This window comes from Sphingobium ummariense RL-3 (assembly GCF_000447205.1).
In the GTDB taxonomy this organism is placed as follows: Bacteria; Pseudomonadota; Alphaproteobacteria; order Sphingomonadales; family Sphingomonadaceae; genus Sphingobium; species Sphingobium ummariense.
The window spans coordinates 11,892-29,570 of sequence record NZ_AUWY01000123.1; the positions used below are offsets into that span (position 1 = coordinate 11,892).

Annotated in this window: 16 protein-coding genes; 7 read left to right on the forward strand and 9 right to left on the reverse strand. The window is 66.6% G+C overall.

What is annotated here, in order from left to right; genetic code table 11:
* The first annotated feature begins 83 nt into the window (after positions 1–83).
* The 3 genes from M529_RS44345 to M529_RS44355 all read left to right on the forward strand — a co-directional run bounded on the left by M529_RS44345 (position 84) and on the right by M529_RS44355 (position 3,943).
* Positions 84–1,289 carry a saccharopine dehydrogenase family protein gene (locus tag M529_RS44345; protein WP_021319671.1) on the forward strand — a complete coding sequence of 402 codons (1,206 nt, stop codon included), beginning with the start codon at positions 84–86 and terminating at the stop codon, positions 1,287–1,289.
* A gap of 125 nt (positions 1,290–1,414) precedes the next feature.
* A complete protein-coding gene (locus M529_RS44350; protein ID WP_021319672.1) occupies positions 1,415–2,602 on the forward strand; it encodes a carboxynorspermidine decarboxylase in 1,188 nt (395 codons plus the stop codon).
* Positions 2,603–2,749: 147 nt separating this feature from the next.
* Positions 2,750–3,943, forward strand: a complete 1,194-nt coding sequence (locus M529_RS44355) for a type III PLP-dependent enzyme (protein WP_021319673.1) — start codon at positions 2,750–2,752, stop codon at positions 3,941–3,943.
* A gap of 61 nt (positions 3,944–4,004) precedes the next feature.
* Here the strand turns inward: M529_RS44355 and M529_RS44360 are convergent, their stop codons facing one another.
* The 8 genes from M529_RS44360 to M529_RS44395 are packed head-to-tail and all read right to left on the reverse strand — an operon-like array spanning position 4,005 to position 13,595.
* A complete protein-coding gene (locus tag M529_RS44360; RefSeq protein ID WP_021319674.1) occupies positions 4,005–5,204 on the reverse strand; it encodes a class I SAM-dependent RNA methyltransferase in 1,200 nt (399 codons plus the stop codon).
* Positions 5,201–6,592, reverse strand: coding sequence for an NAD(P)H-hydrate dehydratase (locus M529_RS44365; RefSeq protein WP_021319675.1), 1,392 nt, complete (start codon positions 6,590–6,592; stop codon positions 5,201–5,203). The genes M529_RS44360 and M529_RS44365 overlap by 4 nt, the downstream gene beginning before the upstream one ends.
* Positions 6,592–6,957, reverse strand: coding sequence for a hypothetical protein (locus tag M529_RS44370; protein WP_021319676.1), 366 nt, complete (start codon positions 6,955–6,957; stop codon positions 6,592–6,594). Before M529_RS44370 ends, M529_RS44365 begins: the two co-directional genes overlap by 1 nt.
* Positions 6,938–8,659 (reverse strand): dihydroxy-acid dehydratase, encoded by a 1,722-nt coding sequence (gene ilvD, locus M529_RS44375; protein WP_021319677.1) that lies wholly within the window; start codon positions 8,657–8,659, stop codon positions 6,938–6,940. Before ilvD ends, M529_RS44370 begins: the two co-directional genes overlap by 20 nt.
* Positions 8,660–8,707: 48 nt before the next feature.
* On the reverse strand, positions 8,708–9,424 hold the full coding sequence (locus tag M529_RS44380; protein ID WP_021319678.1) for an N-formylglutamate amidohydrolase: 717 nt from the start codon (positions 9,422–9,424) through the stop codon (positions 8,708–8,710).
* Positions 9,421–10,314 (reverse strand): 4-(cytidine 5'-diphospho)-2-C-methyl-D-erythritol kinase, encoded by an 894-nt coding sequence (locus M529_RS44385; RefSeq protein WP_021319679.1) that lies wholly within the window; start codon positions 10,312–10,314, stop codon positions 9,421–9,423. Before M529_RS44385 ends, M529_RS44380 begins: the two co-directional genes overlap by 4 nt.
* Entirely contained in the window at positions 10,301–11,923 is a 1,623-nt protein-coding gene (locus M529_RS44390; protein WP_031295546.1) for a tetratricopeptide repeat protein, read from the reverse strand. Before M529_RS44390 ends, M529_RS44385 begins: the two co-directional genes overlap by 14 nt.
* A 19-nt stretch (positions 11,924–11,942) precedes the next feature.
* Positions 11,943–13,595 carry an electron transfer flavoprotein-ubiquinone oxidoreductase gene (locus M529_RS44395; protein WP_021319681.1) on the reverse strand — a complete coding sequence of 551 codons (1,653 nt, stop codon included), beginning with the start codon at positions 13,593–13,595 and terminating at the stop codon, positions 11,943–11,945.
* Positions 13,596–13,724: 129 nt separating this feature from the next.
* On the opposite strand from M529_RS44395, the gene M529_RS44400 reads away from it, so the two are divergent.
* The 4 genes from M529_RS44400 (at position 13,725) to M529_RS44415 (ending at position 17,326) form a co-directional block, all read left to right on the forward strand.
* On the forward strand, positions 13,725–14,450 hold the full coding sequence (locus tag M529_RS44400; RefSeq protein ID WP_236617736.1) for a uracil-DNA glycosylase family protein: 726 nt from the start codon (positions 13,725–13,727) through the stop codon (positions 14,448–14,450).
* Complete coding sequence (locus tag M529_RS44405) at positions 14,447–16,237, forward strand: lytic transglycosylase domain-containing protein (protein WP_021319683.1); 1,791 nt, start codon at positions 14,447–14,449, stop codon at positions 16,235–16,237. Before M529_RS44400 ends, M529_RS44405 begins: the two co-directional genes overlap by 4 nt.
* On the forward strand, positions 16,237–16,764 hold the full coding sequence (moaB, locus tag M529_RS44410; RefSeq protein WP_021319684.1) for a molybdenum cofactor biosynthesis protein B: 528 nt from the start codon (positions 16,237–16,239) through the stop codon (positions 16,762–16,764). The genes M529_RS44405 and moaB overlap by 1 nt, the downstream gene beginning before the upstream one ends.
* A 124-nt stretch (positions 16,765–16,888) precedes the next feature.
* Entirely contained in the window at positions 16,889–17,326 is a 438-nt protein-coding gene (locus M529_RS44415; protein WP_021319685.1) for a PaaI family thioesterase, read from the forward strand.
* A 3-nt stretch (positions 17,327–17,329) separates the two neighbouring features.
* On the opposite strand, the gene M529_RS44420 is transcribed toward M529_RS44415, so the two are convergent.
* A complete protein-coding gene (locus tag M529_RS44420) occupies positions 17,330–17,668 on the reverse strand; it encodes a VOC family protein (protein WP_021319686.1) in 339 nt (112 codons plus the stop codon).
* Between the last annotated feature and the right edge of the window lie 11 nt (positions 17,669–17,679).

Genomic DNA, 17,679 nt, shown 5'->3' on the forward strand with positions numbered 1-17,679 from the left:
GGGGTCGCGCCTTTGCGCTGTCACATGAAGATCCTATATGGGGCGCTTCGCGCGTCCGGCGCGTCCAAGCTATGGAGAAAAGATTGAGCAAGGTTCTGGTCATCGGCGCGGGCGGCGTCGGTTCCGTCGCGGTCCACAAGATGGCGATGAATCCCGATATTTTCAGCCATATCACGCTCGCCAGCCGCCGGATCGTCAGCTGCGAGAAGGTCGCCGAATCGGTGAAGGCGCGCACCGGCGTGACGATCGATGTGGCGCAGGTCGACGCCGACAATGTGGACGAGACCATCGCCCTCATCCAGAAGGTGCAGCCCAAGCTCGTCGTGAACCTGGCCCTGCCCTATCAGGACCTCGCGATCATGGACGCATGCCTCGCGACCAAGACCGATTATCTCGACACGGCCAATTACGAACCGCGCGACACCGCCAAGTTCGAATATGGCTGGCAATGGGCTTATCAGGATCGCTTCAAGGAAGCGGGCATCATGGCACTGCTCGGCTCCGGCTTCGACCCCGGCGTCACCAGCGTCTTCGCCAGCTACATCAAGAAGCATCTGCTCGACCGGATCGACACGCTCGATATCCTGGACTGCAATGGCGGCGACCATGGCCAGCATTTCGCCACCAACTTCAATCCGGAAATCAACATCCGCGAAGTGACCGCGCCCTCGCGCCACTGGGCCGACGGCGAATGGGTCGAAGGGCCGGCGCTCAGCCACAAGCAGGTGTTCGACTTCGACCAGGTGGGCGAGAAGAACATGTACCTCATGTATCATGAGGAACTGGAATCGCTTGCGAAATTCTATCCTGAGATCAAGCGCATCCGTTTCTGGATGACCTTCGGCGACGCCTATCTGAAGCATCTGGAGGTGCTCCAGAATGTAGGCATGACGCGGATCGACCCGGTCATCTACAACGGCCAGGAGATCATTCCGCTCCAGTTCCTCAAGGCCGTCCTCCCCGAGCCGTCGAGCCTCGGCCCGACCACCAAGGGCAAAACCAATATCGGCGACATCGCGACCGGCGAGAAGGACGGGCAGCAGAAGACGGTCTATGTCTACAATGTCTGCGACCATGAGGAGGCTTACGCCGAAACCGGCAACCAGGCGGTCAGCTACACCACGGGCGTGCCCGCGATGATCGGCGCCGCCATGATGCTGACCGGTGCCTGGCGTGGCGAAGGCGTGTTCAACATCGAGCAGTTCGATCCCGATCCCTTCATGGACATGCTGAACAAGCACGGCCTGCCCTGGCAGGTGAAGGAACTGGATAAGCCACTGGATTTCTGACCAAAATCCCCTCTCCCCTTCAGGGGAGAGGATTAGGGAGAGGCGGCCGCGAGAGCCGCTCTTTCCCGTTCATTCCCCTCTCCCAGGCCCTCTCCCCTGAAGGGGAGAGGGAGATTGGACGTGATATGGAAACCAGAGCCGGCGACCCCGCCGCCTTCGCCCGTTTCGACCTCGCCCGCGTGCCCTCGCCCGCCTTCGTGGTGGACGAGGCTGCGGTGCGTCGCAACCTCGCGATCCTGAAGGACGTCCGCGACCGCGCGGGTATCCGCATGCTCGGCGCACTCAAGGCCTTTTCCATGTGGTCGCTGGGCGGCGTGGTGGCGGAATATCTGGACGGCGTCTGCGCCTCCGGCCTCTACGAGGCGCGCCTTGGCCGGGAGGAATATGCGGGACCGGACGGCAAGCGCGAGGTCGCGACCTATTGCGCCGCCTACAAGGGCGAAGACCTGCCGGAAATCCTGCGCCTGTCGGACCATGTCATCTTCAACAGCCCGGGCCAGATCGCGCGCTTCCGCCCCATCCTCGACGCGGCGCGCAGCGACGGTGTGAACTTCGACATCGGGCTGCGCATCAACCCCCTCCACGCCGAGGGCGAGGTCGCGAAATACGACCCCTCCCAGCCGCACAGCCGCCTGGGCTTCCCCGTCGACCAGTTGAAGGCCGAGCATCTCGAAGGGGTCGATGGCCTTCATTTCCACAATCTGTGCGAACAGGATTTCCTGCCGCTGGAGCGCACCTGGGCCGCGATCGAATCGCGGATCATGCCCCATGTCGGGAAGCTCGCCTGGCTGAACTTCGGCGGCGGCCACCACATCACGCGCGCGGATTATCAGCGCGACCAGCTCGTCGCCTTTCTCCAGAGGATCAAGGCGCAGACCGGCGCCGAGCTCTATCTGGAGCCCGGCGAGGCGATGGCGCTCGACACCGGCATCCTGGTGGGCGAGATCCTGGACGTGATCGAAAACGGCATGCCCGTCGCCATCACCGACATCTCCGCCACCTGCCACATGCCCGACGTGATCGAGGCGCCCTATCGCCCCGCGATGCTGTTCGAGGAAGAGCATGGCCAGCCCACCCGACTCGGTGGTCCATCCTGCCTCGCGGGCGACATCATCGGCGACTATCGAGTCCCCGGGGGGGCCATTGCCGGCCGCCGCATCGCCTTCCTCGATCAGGCGCATTATTCGATGGTGAAGACCAACACCTTCAACGGCGTGCCTCTTCCCGGCATCTGGCTGTGGAACTCGGAAACCGATCAACTCACGGAAATCCGGCGCTTTTCCTACCAGGACTTCAAGTCCCGTCTCTCGTGACGCACATTTGATAGCCTCCCGCGCAACAAAATTTACACACGCGCTTTACAGGGGGGACCCCTCGGCATATATCGCTCGTCCGCTGCCCCATGGGACTTCCACCGCAAGGCAGCTTGTTTGCCACGACTACACTGGAGGTCCCTTGAGTTGCACAAGCATCATAGCGCGCTGGGGGTAGCGACCGCCCTCAAACCGGCAGCACCGGTAACGCTGATTCGTCCCCAGGCTGCGGCCCGGGCCGCCCGATTCTTCGCTGAGAAGTTTCCGGGCCGGTCCCTGTACGCTGTCAAGGCGAACCCGTCTCCCGACCTGATCCGTACGCTTTTCGATTCCGGGATCACGCATTTCGACGTGGCCTCGATCGCGGAAGTGCGGCTGGTGTCGGAAGCGCTGGATGGCCGGGGCAAGCTCTGCTTCATGCACCCGGTCAAGGCCGAGGAAGCGATCGCTGAAGCCTATCGCGACCATGGCGTGCGCACCTTCTCGCTCGATTCGATGGACGAGCTGGAAAAGATCATGCGCGCCACCGGCGACGCGACCGATCTGGAGCTGTGCGTGCGCCTGCGCGTCTCTTCCGAGCATTCGGAGCTGAGCCTGGCGTCGAAGTTCGGCGTCGAGCTGGGCGAGACCCGCGAGCTGCTCATGGCCACCCGCCAGGCGGCCGACGCGCTCGGCATCTGCTTCCACGTCGGCAGCCAGGCGATGAGCCCGCAGGCCTATAGCGACGCCATCGAGCGCGTCCGCGCGGCGATCGTCGACGCGGCGGTCACGGTCGACATCATCGATGTCGGCGGCGGCTTCCCGTCCGTCTATCCCGGCATGGAGCCACCCTCGCTGGAGCGCTATTTCGACGCGATCCATCGCGGCTTCGAAAGCCTGCCGATCAGCTATTCGGCGGAGCTGTGGTGCGAGCCGGGCCGCGCGCTGTCGGCGGAGTACAGCTCGGTCGTGGTGCGCGTGGAGCGCCGCCGCGGCGACGAGCTCTACATCAACGACGGCGCCTATGGCGCGCTGTTCGACGCGGCCCACATCGGCTGGCGCTTCCCCGTCGCGCTGCTGCGCGAGGAGGACAGCGAGGAGGAACTCACCGGCTTCTCCTTCTACGGCCCGACCTGCGACGACATGGACCATATGGTCGGTCCCTTCATGCTCCCTGCGGACGTGAAGGCGGGCGACTATATCGAGATCGGGATGCTCGGCGCCTATGGCGCGGCGATGCGGACCGGCTTCAACGGCTTCACGTCGGAAGCGGTGGTCGAGGTCGAGGACGAGCCGATGGCCAGCCTCTATGCCGAACGCATGCCGGAACGCCGCCGCGCGACGGTGATCAAGCTGGGCTGATACGGTTTCGCCTCCAGGAAAGAGACCCCCGCCGGTTCTGCCGCGCGGGGGTTTCCTTTGTTCAGCGCCGGAATATCCCCACCAGCTCGACATGGGTCGACCAGCGGAACTGCCCCACCGGTTTGACGCTCTCCAGACGGTAGCCGCCGGCAACCAGATGCACCGCATCCCGCGCAAAGCTGGCGGGATTGCACGAGACATAAGCGACGACCGGCACTCGCGCGGCGGCAAGCTGCATTGCCTGTTCCCGCGCACCCGCGCGTGGCGGATCGAGGACGATGGCGGCGAACCGATCCAGTTCCGCCGGTACCAGCGGCCGCCGGAACAGGTCGCGATGATCGGCCGCCAGCCGCCGCTGCGCCCGGTTGGCCCCCGCCTTCAGCGAGAGAACAAGGTCGCGCGCGCCCTCCGCCGCATAGACCGGCCGCGCCGTCGCCAGCGCCAGCGCGAAGGTGCCCAGGCCGCAGAACAGGTCGGCGATCGGCCCGGAAGGCGGCAGCGCAGCCGCGACCGCGTCCACCAGTGCCGCCTCCCCGTCCGGCGTGGCCTGGAGGAAGGCGAAGGGTGGAAAGCCCACCGCCACGCCGCCGAAGCTGACCGTGACCGGCTCTGGCTCCCAGCGCGTCTGCGGCCCGTCGCCCTCGTCGATGGTCAGCCGCGCCAGCCCATGATCCTGGCCGAAAGCGCCCAATGCCTCGTCGGCCGCCAGCCCCCCGACCCGCACGCCTTCCAGCAGCAGGTCGACGCCCTGGTCGGTCAGCGACATCTTCACATGCGCCGCCCGCTTGTCGGGCAGGATGGCGCCCAGTAGGCCGCGCAACGGCGCGAGCAGGGCGAACAGCCGAGAATCGAGGATTTCGCACACCGAAAGATCGACCAGCGCATGGCTGCCGGACTCGGCGAAGCCGATGACCACCCGCTTGCCCTGCCGGACGGCCCGCAGCGCAGCGCGGCGACGGGCACGAGGCGGCGAGATATGCGGTCCCAGCACGGTACCGGCCGCGATTCCCTGCCCTGCCAATGCCCCGATAACGCGCGCGCTCACGAAATCGGCATAGCTCGGATCGTCCACATGCTGGAGCGCGCAGCCCCCGCAGGCCGGGAAGTGAATGCAGGGCGGCGCGGCGTGATGCGGGCCAGGCAGCACGGCGCCGTCCGCCGCGATGCGGTCCCCCGGCGCAGCGAGCGGAAAATGGCGGCCATCGGCGGTCACGCCGTCGCCCTTTGCGGCGATGCGCAGGATGATGTCGGGATCGGTCACAGCCGCGAGGCGATAGCCGCTGGCAGCGTTCCGATCAAATCGTCCGCGATGAAGGCGGGGCCGGCACGCCGCGCCGCCTCGCCATGCAGCCACACCGCCTCGCAGGCGGCGCGGAAGGGATCGCCCGTCACCGCCAGCCTTCCGGCCGCAAGGCCCGCAAGCACGTCCCCGGTCCCCGCCGTGGACAGCCAGGAGGAAAAGCCGCGCGTCACCGCCGCCCGGCCATCGGGCGCGGCGATCACGCTGTCCGGTCCCTTGTAGATCACCACCGCCTGCGTCAGCCGCGCCGCCTCCAGCGCCCGGTCGATCTTGCTGCCCGGCAGATCGCCGAACAGCCGGACGAACTCCCCCTCATGCGGCGTGAGGATCGCTCCGGCGGGAATGGCGTCCCGCCCCTTCTCCCCGAGCAGGGTGAGCGCATCCGCGTCGAGCACGATCCGATGCCCGCTCGCCAGCGCCGCCTCCATCCGTGCGCGCCCATCTTCGTCGCGGCCAAGCCCCGGTCCCACCAGAACCGTGGCAATCCGCTTGTCGCTCACTGCCTCGGTGATGTCGGCGGGCGCAACAACGTGGCGGTGAACGATGGCATCCGGCCCGGAGCCGGCCACCACTGCGGCAAAATGCCGGATCGACCCCGCGCCCGAATGCGCCGCCGCGCGCGCCGCGAGCAAGCTCGCCCCGGCCATGCCCCCGCCAATGACGGCAACCAGCCCACGCGTATATTTATGCGCCTCCGGCTCAGGCGCTTGCAGATCGGGCACCGCAAGGCTGTGGATCGCGGAAGGAACAGGGATGCCGATATCCGCACACACCAGCCGATCGAACCGATCTGCCGCCGGGTGAAGCAGATGGGCGGGCTTCAGCGCTCCCAACGCGATGCAGGTGCCGAAGTGCGGCACCGGTGACAGGAGGGCGCCATCATCGGTCGCCACGCCGCTTGGCAGGTCGATGCTGTGGCTGAGACTCGCCCGGCAGACCAGTTCGTCCAGCTTTCCGGCGACCTTCTCGTCCAGCCCGCGCGTCAGGCCCGTGCCGAACAGCGCGTCGACCAGCTGAGCCGCCGGAGCAGCATCGGCCAGGCTCTCTACCGGCCCATCCCACGCCCCCCGCGCGCGCTTGCTGGATTCCGTACGGCTCTCGCCGAGCGCCGCCACGCGCACAGGCACGCCCCGCCCGCGCAGCAGCCGGGCGATGACGAAACCGTCTCCGCCATTATTCCCCGGCCCGCACAGGACCAGCGTCTCGCGCCTGCCCCCGGCTCGCCAGATCACCTCCGCGGCGGCGGCCCCCGCCCGCTCCATCAGGTCATATTCGGGAACGCCGGCATCGAACGCCGCCTGCTCGGCCGCCCGCATCGCCGCCGCCGTCAGCACGGGCAGGCCCTGCATCACTGTCCCTTTGCAATGGTGGCGGGCAGCCGATAGCGATCCCCGCCCACGCTCACCTCGATCCGGCCCTGCCCGACGATCTTCACCTTCGCCTGCTCCGCCCCGTCGGCAGGCATCAGTCCGTGGCCATCATCGACGATGCGGAACCGGCGGAAGCCCCCATCCGGGTGCCGCAGGGTCAGCAGCTTGCCGTCGCGCTCGATCAGGCAGTCTCGCGCCCAGTCGGCCTCCGGCCCGATGGCGCATTCGGCGTGTCCGTCGTCGGGCTCACTACCGTTGCCCACCACAGGCGCCTCGCCGCAGGCCGAAAGGGCGAGGCACAGCAGCCCCGCCCCCAAGATCGTCTCAGATATCCGCGAATACATGGGTTTCGGCCTTCGCTCCGGGATGCGTCACCGCACCCTTGTAGGCCGGACCCACATTCTGTGCATAGCGCCACAAGGCGCCCGCCTGATAATCGTTGCGGCGCGGCTCCCAGGCCTTGCGGCGCTCCTCCAGCACCGCCGGATCGACCAGCAGGTCGATGGTGCCGGCTTCCGCGTCGATCGCGATCTGGTCACCATCCTCGACGAGCGCGATCGGGCCGCCATCCGCCGCCTCCGGCCCGACATGGCCGATGCAGAAGCCGCGCGTGCCGCCGGAAAAACGCCCGTCGGTGATAAGCGCCACCTTCTCCCCCAACCCCTGGCCGTAGAGTGCAGCGGTCGTCGACAGCATCTCGCGCATGCCCGGGCCGCCCTTGGGGCCTTCATAGCGAATGACGACCACGGTGCCTTCCTTGATCGCGTTCGCCTCGACGGCGGCGAAGGCGTCCTCCTCTCGCTCGAACACCTTGGCCGTGCCGGTGAACTGGAGCCGGTGCATGCCGGCGACCTTCACGATCGCACCCTCGGGCGCCAGCGACCCCTTCAGCCCCACGACGCCGCCGGTCGGGGTGATCGGCGTCTTCGCGTCATAGATTACCTTCTGGTCGGGGTTCCACGTGACCTCGTCGATATTCTCGCCCAGCGTCTTGCCCGTCACCGTCATGCAGTCGAGGTGCAGGAAGCCCTCGGCCGCCAGCGTCTTCATCAGCATGTAGATGCCGCCCGCATCGTGCATGTCCCTCGCGACATAGCGCCCGCCCGGCTTCAGGTCGGCGATATAGGGCGTGGTCTTGAAGATCTCGGCCACGTCGAACAGATCGAAATCGATGCCGCACTCGTTCGCCATGGCAGGCAGGTGCAGCGCGCCATTGGTGGAGCCGCCGGTCGCCGCGACGATCCGCGCCGCGTTCACGAACGCTTCCTTCGTGCAGATGTCCCGGGGACGCAGATTCTTCGCAATCAATTCCATGACCTGACGCCCTGCCGCCACCGCGATCTCCTCGCGCGACTTGTAAGGAGCCGGCGCCATATTGCTGTTCGGCAGGGATAATCCGATCGCCTCGCCGACGCAGGCCATGGTGTTGGCGGTATATTGGCCGCCGCAGGCGCCATGGCCGGGGCACGCCGCCTTCTCGATCGCCGTCACCTCGGACAGCGGGCAATTGCCGGCGGCATAGCGCCCCACCACCTCGAACACGTCGATGACGGTCAGGTCGCGCTCCTGATAGCGGCCGGGCAGGATCGACCCGCCATAGACGAAGATCGACGGCACGTTGAGCCGCAGCATCGCCATCATCATGCCGGGCAGCGACTTGTCGCAGCCCGCGAAGGTGACGAGCGCATCATAGCAATGGCCGCGCACCGACAGCTCGACCGAATCCGCGATCACCTCGCGGCTGACCAGCGAGCTCTTCATGCCCTGGTGCCCCATGGCGATGCCGTCAGTGACGGTGATGGTGTTGAACCGGCGGGGCATCCCGCCCGCCTCGTTGACGCCACGGCGGCACCAATCGGCCTGCATGTCCAGCGTGGTGTTGCATGGCGCGCTGTCGTTGCCGGCGGACGCGATGCCTACGAAGGGCCGGGCGATCTCTTCTTCGGTAAGGCCCATCGCGTAATAATAGCTGCGGTGCGGCGCGCTCTCCACGCCGACCGAGACGTAGCGGCTCGGCAGCTTGGACTTGTCGAATGTGTGAGACATGAGAAACCTACCCTTCTGGAGCGCGCGCTATTTCCAAAAATATGCGATTCACGCAAGTCTGTTGCGACATTCCAGCGCAATGGGACCCAAAATTTCCGCAAAGCGCTTCTGTCCCGCAGGATCGCCGACCAGATCCTGCCGCATTTCCACCCCCAGATAGGGAATGCCGCCCGCTTCGGCATGGCGGTTCATGGTCGCGTTGAGCAATCTGCCGGAATAGGGCTGCTGGTCGCCGACCTTCAGGCCCGCCGCTTCCAGCAGCGGGATGGCGATCCGTGCTGCGCGGTCGTCCTCATTGTAGAGCACGCCGATGTCCCACGGCCGCTTCTGATCGGGATCGCTGGCGAGCCGGGGCGTGAAGCTGTGTACCGACAGGATGAAGGGTGACGTCATGCCGTCGAGCAGTTGCTCGACGCGCTGATGATAGGGGTGGTGGAAGCGCATCATCCGCTCCGTCAGGTCGGCGTCGCGATTGCCGGGAACGGCATGGCCATCGCTCATCACGGGCAGCAGGCCGGGCGCATCCTCCTCGCGGTTGAGGTCGATGACGAGGCGCGATACGCCGCCCAGGATCGCCGTGCAGCCCAGCTGATCCGCCAGCGCGGCGGACACCTCCGCCACGCCGATGTCGACGGCGATGTGCTCGCGCAGCAGCGCCGCTTCTATGCCAAGGTCGATATCGGCCGGCACATGCGAAGAGGCATGGTCGGCGATGATCAGCAGGTCCAGCGTCCCGCCGTCGATCTGCGTGAAGGCCTCGCTCATCCCTTGATCCTCGTCGCCATGGTCCACCAATCGGGATGCGCAGCGCGTATGTTCGTCGTAGCCGCATCCCGCTGCGCCGCATCGTCGAACAGGGCAAAGCAGGTCGCACCGGAACCCGACATGCGTGCGAGCCGCACCCCCGCTTGCGAGCGCAACCGCGCCAACACGTCGGAGATAACGGGCGCAAGCGCAATTGCAGGATTTTCCAGGTCGTTACGGCCCATCTCTACCAACTCATCGAATCTCTCTGCGACAAGAGCGCCGCGATCCTTCCGGTCCCAGACGGCAAAGACTGGTCCGGTCGGCACTGCCACGCCAGGATTGACCAGCAGCATCGGCCGCTCGCTCAACCCCTCGATGGCGCAGGCCTCCAGCCCTTCGCCCCGCCCCGTCACCCGCTGCGTGACGCTGCGCAGGCAAGCCGGCACGTCCGATCCCAGCTCCAGCGCCAGCCTTTCCAGCACGATCTGGTCCACGGAAGCATCCCACAGCCGCACCAGAAGCCGCAGCGCCGCCGCGGCGTCGGCCGATCCGCCGCCGATGCCCGACGCCACAGGCAAGCTCTTGAAAAGATGTAGCTTTGCACCTCTCCGCTCCCCCAGGAAGGCCTGCAGTTTAATGGCCGCCTCGCTGACCAGGTTGCCCGCACCATTTCCCAGCCCGGCCCCGAACGGCCCGTCGACGCTGAGCGCGATCATCCCGTCGTCCGTCGCGAAACCGCTCAGCCGATCGCCGTCTTCGGCAAAGACGAACAGGCTCTCCAGTTCATGAAAGCCATCGTCCCGCCGCCTCCGCACATGAAGCGCCAGGTTGACCTTGGCATAGGCGATTTCCGTGATTGGATCGGCAACAGTCACGACGGATGCGCTGTCCGCTTCAGGGTGCGGCATATTCGGGCTTCATTCCCTCTCTGGCCTTGGCCGCCAACCGCTCGGCGGCGTCCCCCTCGGCGAACACCGCCGCCGCGCGCCACGCATAGCGCGCCTCATAGCGCCGTCCGGCCGCCCACAGTGCATCGCCCAGATGCTCGTTGATCGTCACATCGGTGGGCGCGCCGGCCGCCGCGCGCTCCAGCACGGGCACCGCCGCCTGGACGTCACCGGTCACGAACTGCGCCCAGCCCAGCGAATCAGTGATCGACGAATCCGTCGGTTTCAGCGCACTCGCTCTCTTCAGCAGCGCCAGCGCCTCCTCCACATTCTGCCGCCGCTCGACCTGCGCATAGCCCAGATAATTGAGCAGCACCGGCTCGTCCGGCGCCAGCTTCAGTGCCCGCTGCAATACCGCGCGCGCCTCCTCCCAGCGCTTGCCCTGCTCCAGCGCGCTGCCCTCGAACAGCAGCAGCAGCCAGGGGACGGCGTCGGGCTGGTAGCGCGCCTGCGCCTGGCGAAAGGCGGCCGCCGCGCCGTCGAAATCACGCACATCCGCCAGCAGGCGGCCAAGCCGCACATACCGCTCCGCCTCTGCGCCGGGTACGGCTGCAAGCGATTGCGCCAGCGCGATCGCGCCCGGCTTGTCACCGGCTTCGGCCATCGCATCGACCATCTCGCCCTGGGCCAGCGGCGCATGCCAGCTCTTCGCCGGTACCTTGCGCGCCTCTTCGGCGCCAAAGACCGGCAGCCCCCCGGCGGTCAGCAGACGCGCGGCGACGATATGGGGTTCGGCGCCCAGAGGATCCGCAAAGGTCGCGATCCGCGCCAGTCTCGTGCCCATCGCCCTCCCGCTGTCGTCGGTCGCTATATCGACGCCCAACCGCGCGAGCAGCTGTGCAAAACCCCGGGCCGGCGAGAAGGGCGCGCCGGCCGCATTCTTTCGGCCGCGCAGGATGTCCGCCCGTGCCACTGCATAATTGGCATCGTCCCCCGCGAGCAGCGCCAGCGCCTCCGCCTTCGCGCCCCGCGCGGCGAGTTGGCCGGCAAAGGTCAACCGTAATGCCGCGGCATCGCTGATCCGCAACGCCAGGGCTCGCTCCATAGCCGGCCGCGCCGTGTTCAAATCTCCCTTGGCCAGAGCCAGCAGCGCCGTCTGCTCGTCCGCATATCGGCGCGCGAGCGGGGCGAAGCGATCCTTGGGATCCAGCACGGGCGGCGCATAGGCGCCAGTGGCGCCGGCCGTAATCCAGCTCCGCACCATCGGCGCCAGGAAGGCGAAATTCCCTTCCTCCACCATCCGATCGGTGAAGGCGCCCGCCGCCGTCCAGTCCTTGCGTTCCAGCGCGTCGCCGATACGCAGCAGTGTGCCGTCCCGCGGCAGCAGCCCTTCGTCGTCCAGCAGCGCGGCGGACTTCAGCGCCAGCGCCTTGTCCCCGCTTTCCAAGGCCTGGAAATAGGATCGGCGCGCGATATCCATGCTGGTTGGATCGGCGGCCAGCGCCTGGCGATAGCTGGACACCGCCAGTCCCAGCTCTCCCTCCCCGTCCGCCAGCCGCGCACGCGCATAGGTACGCAGCGCGCCGTCGGGATCGACCGATGCGCCGGCCGCGGCCGGCAGCACCAGCAGGCAGGACAGGATCAGGCGCTTACATGTTCGGATAATTCGGTCCTCCGCCGCCCTCTGGTACTACCCAGTTGATGTTCTGGGTCGGATCCTTGATGTCACACGTCTTGCAATGGACACAATTCTGCGCGTTGATCTGGAACCGGGGCTCGCCTTCGTCCAAACCCACCACCTCATAGACGCCTGCCGGACAATAGCGTTGCGCCGGCTCGTCATAAAGGGGGAGGTTGTAGCTGATCGGGATCGTCGGGTCCTTCAGCTGCAGGTGGACCGGCTGATCCTCTTCATGATTGGTGTTCGACAGGAACACAGAGGACAGCCGGTCGAAGCTGATGATGCCGTCGGGCTTGGGATAGGCGATCTTCTCACACGCGTCCTTGGGCCAGATCTTCTCATTGTCCGGCTTGTGCTTCATCGTGAAGGGCAGGCCGATCTTCAGCGTGCGCATCCACATGTCGATGCCCGCGAGCAGCGTGCCGATCGTGTTGCCGAACTTGCTGAGCAGCGGCTCGGCATTCTTGACCAGTTGCAGTTCCGTCGCGATCCAGCTCGACCGCAGCCGGTCCTCATAGTCGTGCAGCACGTCGCGCGACCGTTCGTCCAGGATCGCCTCGAACGCCGCCTCCGCCGCAAGCATACCCGACTTCATCGCCGTATGCGTGCCCTTGATGCGCGGCACGTTGACGAAGCCCGCCGAGCAGCCGATCAGCGCCCCGCCGGGAAAGACCAGCTTCGGGACCGATTGCCAGCCGCCTTCATTGATCGCGCGCGCGCCGTAGGAAACGCGACGTCCGCCTTCCAGATATTCGCGGATCGCCGGATGCTGCTTCCAGCGCTGGAACTCCTCGAACGGGTAAAGGTGGGGGTTGCGGTAGCCAAGGCCCACCACGAAGCCCAGCGCCACCTGCCCGTTCGCCTGGTGATAAAGGAAGCCACCGCCATAGGCGTCGGTCAACGGCCAGCCTTGGGTATGGATGACGAGGCCGGGCTGGTGCTTTGCGGGGTCGATGTCCCACAGTTCCTTCATGCCCAGGCCATAGACCTGCGGCTGGCTGTCTGCGTCCAAGTCGAACTGGCGCTTGAGGATCTTGGTAAGGTGCCCGCGCGCGCCTTCCGCGAAGAAGGTGTATCGGGCATGCAGTTCCAGCCCCGGCTGCCAGTCCGGCTTCTTCTCGCCGTCGCGGGCGATGCCCATGTCGCCGGTGGCGACCCCCTTCACGCTGCCATCCTCGTTGTAGAGGATCTCGGCTGCGGCGAAGCCGGGGAAGATCTCGACGCCCAGCCCCTCGGCCTGCTCGGCCAGCCAGCGGCAGAGATTGCCCAGCGATCCGGTAAAGGTGCCCTTGTTGTGCATCCAGCCCGGGGTCATGATGTGCGGCATCGTCATCTTGCCGCTCTTGGTCAGAAACCAGTGGCGGTTGTCCGTGACGGGCACCTGCCCCATCGGGCAGCCGTCTTCCTTCCAGCTCGGCAGCAGCTCGTCGAGCGCCTTGGGATCGACCACCGCGCCGGACAGGATATGAGCGCCGATCTCGGACCCCTTTTCCAGCACGCACACCGTCAGCTCGCGCCCAGCCTCATTCGCCAGCTGCTTCAGCCGGATGGCCGCGGAAAGGCCCGCCGGGCCGCCCCCCACAATGACGATGTCATAAGGCATCGATTCCCGTTCGCTCATAATCCCTCCATAGCGAGCGTCCCCGATGGCCTTCCCTCTCCCATCCGGTCGCCGTGTTACACTAACATTCTGCCACAAGCGGCGATGAAGATTCTTGACCACGGCGTCAACCTCTGGCCCTAGAGGAGGATGCGGGGTGCAATGCAGGTTACCGAGGCCGCGGCTGCCGGCGCCTATCTGGCGTGGTGGGCTCAGGCAGGCGTCGATTGCGCGACGGGAGAGGCGCCGGTCAACTGGCTGCGCCCTTCACCCATGCCGCGCGCGGGGCAGTCGGCACCCTCCATCGCCCCTATTGCTGAAAAGCCCCGAACGCTGGAAGCGTTCCAGCAATGGCTCGCAACTGATCCCGCCCAGCCGGAACGTGGCTGGCACGGTCAGCCGATCCTCCCCACGGGTCCTGCCATGGCAAGACTGATGGTGGTCACCGACATGCCGGATCCCGCTGACGTAGCAGCGGCAAGCCTGCTTGCCGAACGCGCCGGACTGCTGCTGGACGCCATGCTGGCCGCCATCGGACTGGCACGCGGCGACATCTATCTCACTTCCCTTTTCCTGTCGCGTGCACCGGGCGGCATGGTAGAAGCGGCCGACCTGGGCGTCGCCGCGGAACGCATGCGCTCCCATGTCGCCCTGGCGGCCCCCCGACGCCTGTTGATACTGGGCGACCGGACCACCCGTGCCTTGATGCCGTCGAACGACAGCCGGCCCGCCGATGCTTTACGCCCCTTTAACCATGATGGCGGCACTGTGCCCGCTCTCGCCACATTCCATCCGCGCCTCCTGCTGGGCCAGCCGGCAGCGAAGGCGGAATGCTGGCGCGTCCTGCAAAGCCTGATCGAGGAAGACCATCCGTGATACGCGCCGCGACCCGCTTCTCCCGTCCGGCCCTGCTCGGCCTGGCAATGGCGGCCGCCCTGCCGGCCCATGCGGAAAATACGGAGGCGCTGCCATCTCTCCCCGCCGTTTCGGCGCCCACGTCCCCGTTGCAGATCAGTGATGCCGACAAAGGCCGCTACGGTGCCATCTTTGCCGCGCTGAAAGCGGAGAAATGGGCGGATGCCAAGGCAATGATCCTGGCGCTGGACGAGAAGGACGCGGTTCGCTCGCTCGCCCTTTCGGAGCTGTACCTTGCGAAGAACTCGCCGCGCGTAGAGCTGTTCGACCTGCTCGACCTCGTTAACAAGGCAGCCTGGTTGCCCAAGGCAGACCAGCTTTCCCGCTTGGCACAGAAGCGCGGCGCGACCATCCTGCCCCCCCTGCCGCAGGTGCAGAAACTGGTCTGGCTGGGGGCGGCGCCCCGCCGCCAATATGTCGCGGCGACGAAGACCGACATACTGGCCCAGGCGCTTGCCGGCCGCATCCAAACTTTCGTCAAGAATGACGATCCGGCCGGTGCCGAAGCATTGCTCGCCACCGGGGAGACGGGACTGACGCCCGAGGGGCTGACCGAGGTTCGTCAGCGGGTAGCCTGGGCCTATTATATCGAGAATGACGATGCGAACGCGCGTCGTTTGGCGGCGCGAGCGCTCGAGACGCGAACCGGCGGCGACTGGACGGTGCAGGCGCACTGGACCACGGGCCTTGCCGCCTGGCGCCAGAATGACTGCCGCACCGCTGCGCCGGCCTTCGCCAACGTCGCCGCGCTCGCATCGGACGCCGATATGCGCTCGGCCGGCGCCTATTGGGCCTCGCGCGCCTACATGGTCTGCGGCGAGCCGGAGAAGGTCGAGAACCTGCTGAAGGTCGCCGCCCGGTCGGAGGAGACCTTCTACGGTTTACTTGCCCGCGAATCGCTCGGCATGCCGCTCGGCGGCGCTCCCGTGGGGCCGCGATTCGGCGCGATCGAATGGCAGCAGCTGAAGGACAGCCCCAATGCCCGCGCCGCCATTGCCATGGCCGCGATCGGCGAGACGGGTCGCGCCGACGAACTGCTCCGCTACCAGGCGAAGATCGGCAGCGCGCAGCAATATGACGCGCTGCTGCGCCTGACGAGCGCGCTCAACATGCCGCAGACCCAGCTCTGGCTCGCCCATAACGGCCCTGCCGGCAAACAGCCCGACAGCTTCGCCCGCTTTCCCGCGCCCGATTGGCGACCCGACGGCGGCTGGCGCGTCGACCCGGCGCTGGTGTTCGCCCACACCCTGCAGGAATCCGGCTTTCGCGCCGACGCCGTCAGTTCAGCCGGCGCGCGTGGCCTGATGCAGGTCCGGCCCGGCACCGCCAGCGATGTCGGCATGACCGCCGCCTCGCAGCTGTTCGTCCCTTCGACCAACATGGAGTACGGCCAGCGTTATCTGGAAAGCCTGCGCGACATGGGCGCCACAGGCGGGCTGCTGCCCAAGGTGATGGCGGCCTATAATGCCGGGCCGCTGCCGGTCGAGCGCTGGAACAGCGAAGTGAAGGACAAGGGCGATCCACTGCTCTTCATCGAATCGCTGCCCTATTATGAGACCCGCGCCTATGTGAACATCGTCATGCGCAATTACTGGATGTATCAGATCCAGGCCAAGGGCGCGGCCGATTGCCTGACCGGCATGGCACAGGGCCTGTGGCCCACCTTCCCCGGCGCCAAGGGGGTGAAGCTCGTCCGCCTCAGCAGGGCGGACGGCAGCAGCGTCGTGGCGGCGGGCGGCTCCGACTGATGCCGATCGACGAAAGCCGGGCGTTCGTCCCGGTGCGCATCGCGGTCCTTACCGTTTCTGACAGCCGCACGGCGGCAGACGACCGATCGGGCGACGCGCTCGTGGATCGGCTGACCGCCGCCGGCCATGTCCTGGCCGACCGCCGCATCGAGCGGGACGACAAATCCGTGATCGTGGCCCGCCTGCACGCCTGGATCGACGATCCGGAAGTGGATGTCATCCTGACCACCGGCGGCACCGGCGTTACCGGCCGCGACGTGACGCCCGAAGCGCTCGCCCAGGTCCAGGACAAGGAAATTCCCGGTTTCGGCGAGCTCTTCCGCTGGCTCAGCTACCAGACGATCGGCACTTCCACCATCCAGTCCCGCGCCACCGCCTGCGTCGCGCGCGGCACCTATATCTTCGCGTTGCCCGGCTCGACTGGCGCGGTGAAGGACGCCTGGGACGGCATACTCTCGACCCAGCTGGACAGCCGCTTCCGCCCCTGCAATTTCGTGGAGCTGATGCCGCGCCTGCTGGAACGATAAAGCCGGCGGCGGGATGCCGGTCAGTTCGATGCCATCCTATGATTGGCGGCACCGACACGGCCCAAGGGACCATCCGGCTCACTGCTTTCCCAATACACGCTCCAAGTATGAGCCCGCGACGGATATGACCGACACGCCCTTTCCCGCCGACCAGCGCCTTTCGCATGACGAGCTTGCCGCCTTCCTGAACCAGGCCTTCCCGGCCGGCGCCCGCCGCCTACTCGGCGATCTGGTTACGGTCAAACCCGGCCACGTCCGCATGGCCCTCGATCCGGATGCCGACATGCTGAGACCGGGAGGTATCGTGTCTGGGCCGGCGCAGATGGGCCTCGTGGACGTGGCAGCCTATGCCGTCATCCTGGCCCATATCGGCCCAGTCGCAATGGCAGTGACCAGCACTCTGTCGATCAGCTTCCTGCGCGCAGCTCAAGCACGCTTGATCCACGCCGATGCCTGCCTGCTCAAGCTGGGCCGAAGGCTGGCCACCGTGGACGTGCGCCTGTGGCAGGACAGCGAGGATCGGCTGATCGCCCAGTCGACGGTCGGCTATGCGCTGCCCTGATCCTCACGCCTCCTTCACATAGACCCCCAGCTCCAACCCATCGGGATCGGTGAAATGGAATCGCCGCCCGCCCGGAAAGGCGAAGATGTCTCGGCTCAGGTGCCCGCCCGCGGCGATCACCGCCGCGCGCGAAGCCTCGATATCCTCGACCTCGATCACCGGTAGAATACGCAGCGTCCGGTCGTCGACGGTGGCGTTGATGCCCAGCTGGCACGGCTCCTCCTCATGCGCCGCATAGTCCGGTCCGTAATCGGTGAAGCGCCAGCCGAACGCCGCGGCATAAAAGGCGACCGTGTCCGGCGCCGACGCCACCGGCAGCTCCACATAGTTCAGAACAGCCATATTCCATCTCC

What these genes read in the sequence shown, in the direction of transcription:
- M529_RS44385 (WP_021319679.1), bottom strand. Translation starts at nt 10,314, where the DNA reads ATGCCGCACCCTGAAGCGGACAGCGCATCCGTCGTGACTGTTGCCGAT.
- M529_RS44420 (WP_021319686.1), bottom strand. Translation starts at nt 17,668, where the DNA reads ATGGCTGTTCTGAACTATGTGGAGCTGCCGGTGGCGTCGGCGCCGGAC.
- M529_RS44400 (WP_236617736.1), top strand. Translation starts at nt 13,725, where the DNA reads ATGCGGGGTGCAATGCAGGTTACCGAGGCCGCGGCTGCCGGCGCCTAT.
- ilvD (WP_021319677.1), bottom strand. Translation starts at nt 8,659, where the DNA reads ATGTCTCACACATTCGACAAGTCCAAGCTGCCGAGCCGCTACGTCTCG.
- M529_RS44415 (WP_021319685.1), top strand. Translation starts at nt 16,889, where the DNA reads ATGACCGACACGCCCTTTCCCGCCGACCAGCGCCTTTCGCATGACGAG.
- M529_RS44365 (WP_021319675.1), bottom strand. Translation starts at nt 6,592, where the DNA reads ATGCAGGGCCTGCCCGTGCTGACGGCGGCGGCGATGCGGGCGGCCGAG.
- moaB (WP_021319684.1), top strand. Translation starts at nt 16,237, where the DNA reads ATGCCGATCGACGAAAGCCGGGCGTTCGTCCCGGTGCGCATCGCGGTC.
- M529_RS44350 (WP_021319672.1), top strand. Translation starts at nt 1,415, where the DNA reads ATGGAAACCAGAGCCGGCGACCCCGCCGCCTTCGCCCGTTTCGACCTC.
- M529_RS44370 (WP_021319676.1), bottom strand. Translation starts at nt 6,957, where the DNA reads ATGTATTCGCGGATATCTGAGACGATCTTGGGGGCGGGGCTGCTGTGC.
- M529_RS44395 (WP_021319681.1), bottom strand. Translation starts at nt 13,595, where the DNA reads ATGAGCGAACGGGAATCGATGCCTTATGACATCGTCATTGTGGGGGGC.
- M529_RS44380 (WP_021319678.1), bottom strand. Translation starts at nt 9,424, where the DNA reads ATGAGCGAGGCCTTCACGCAGATCGACGGCGGGACGCTGGACCTGCTG.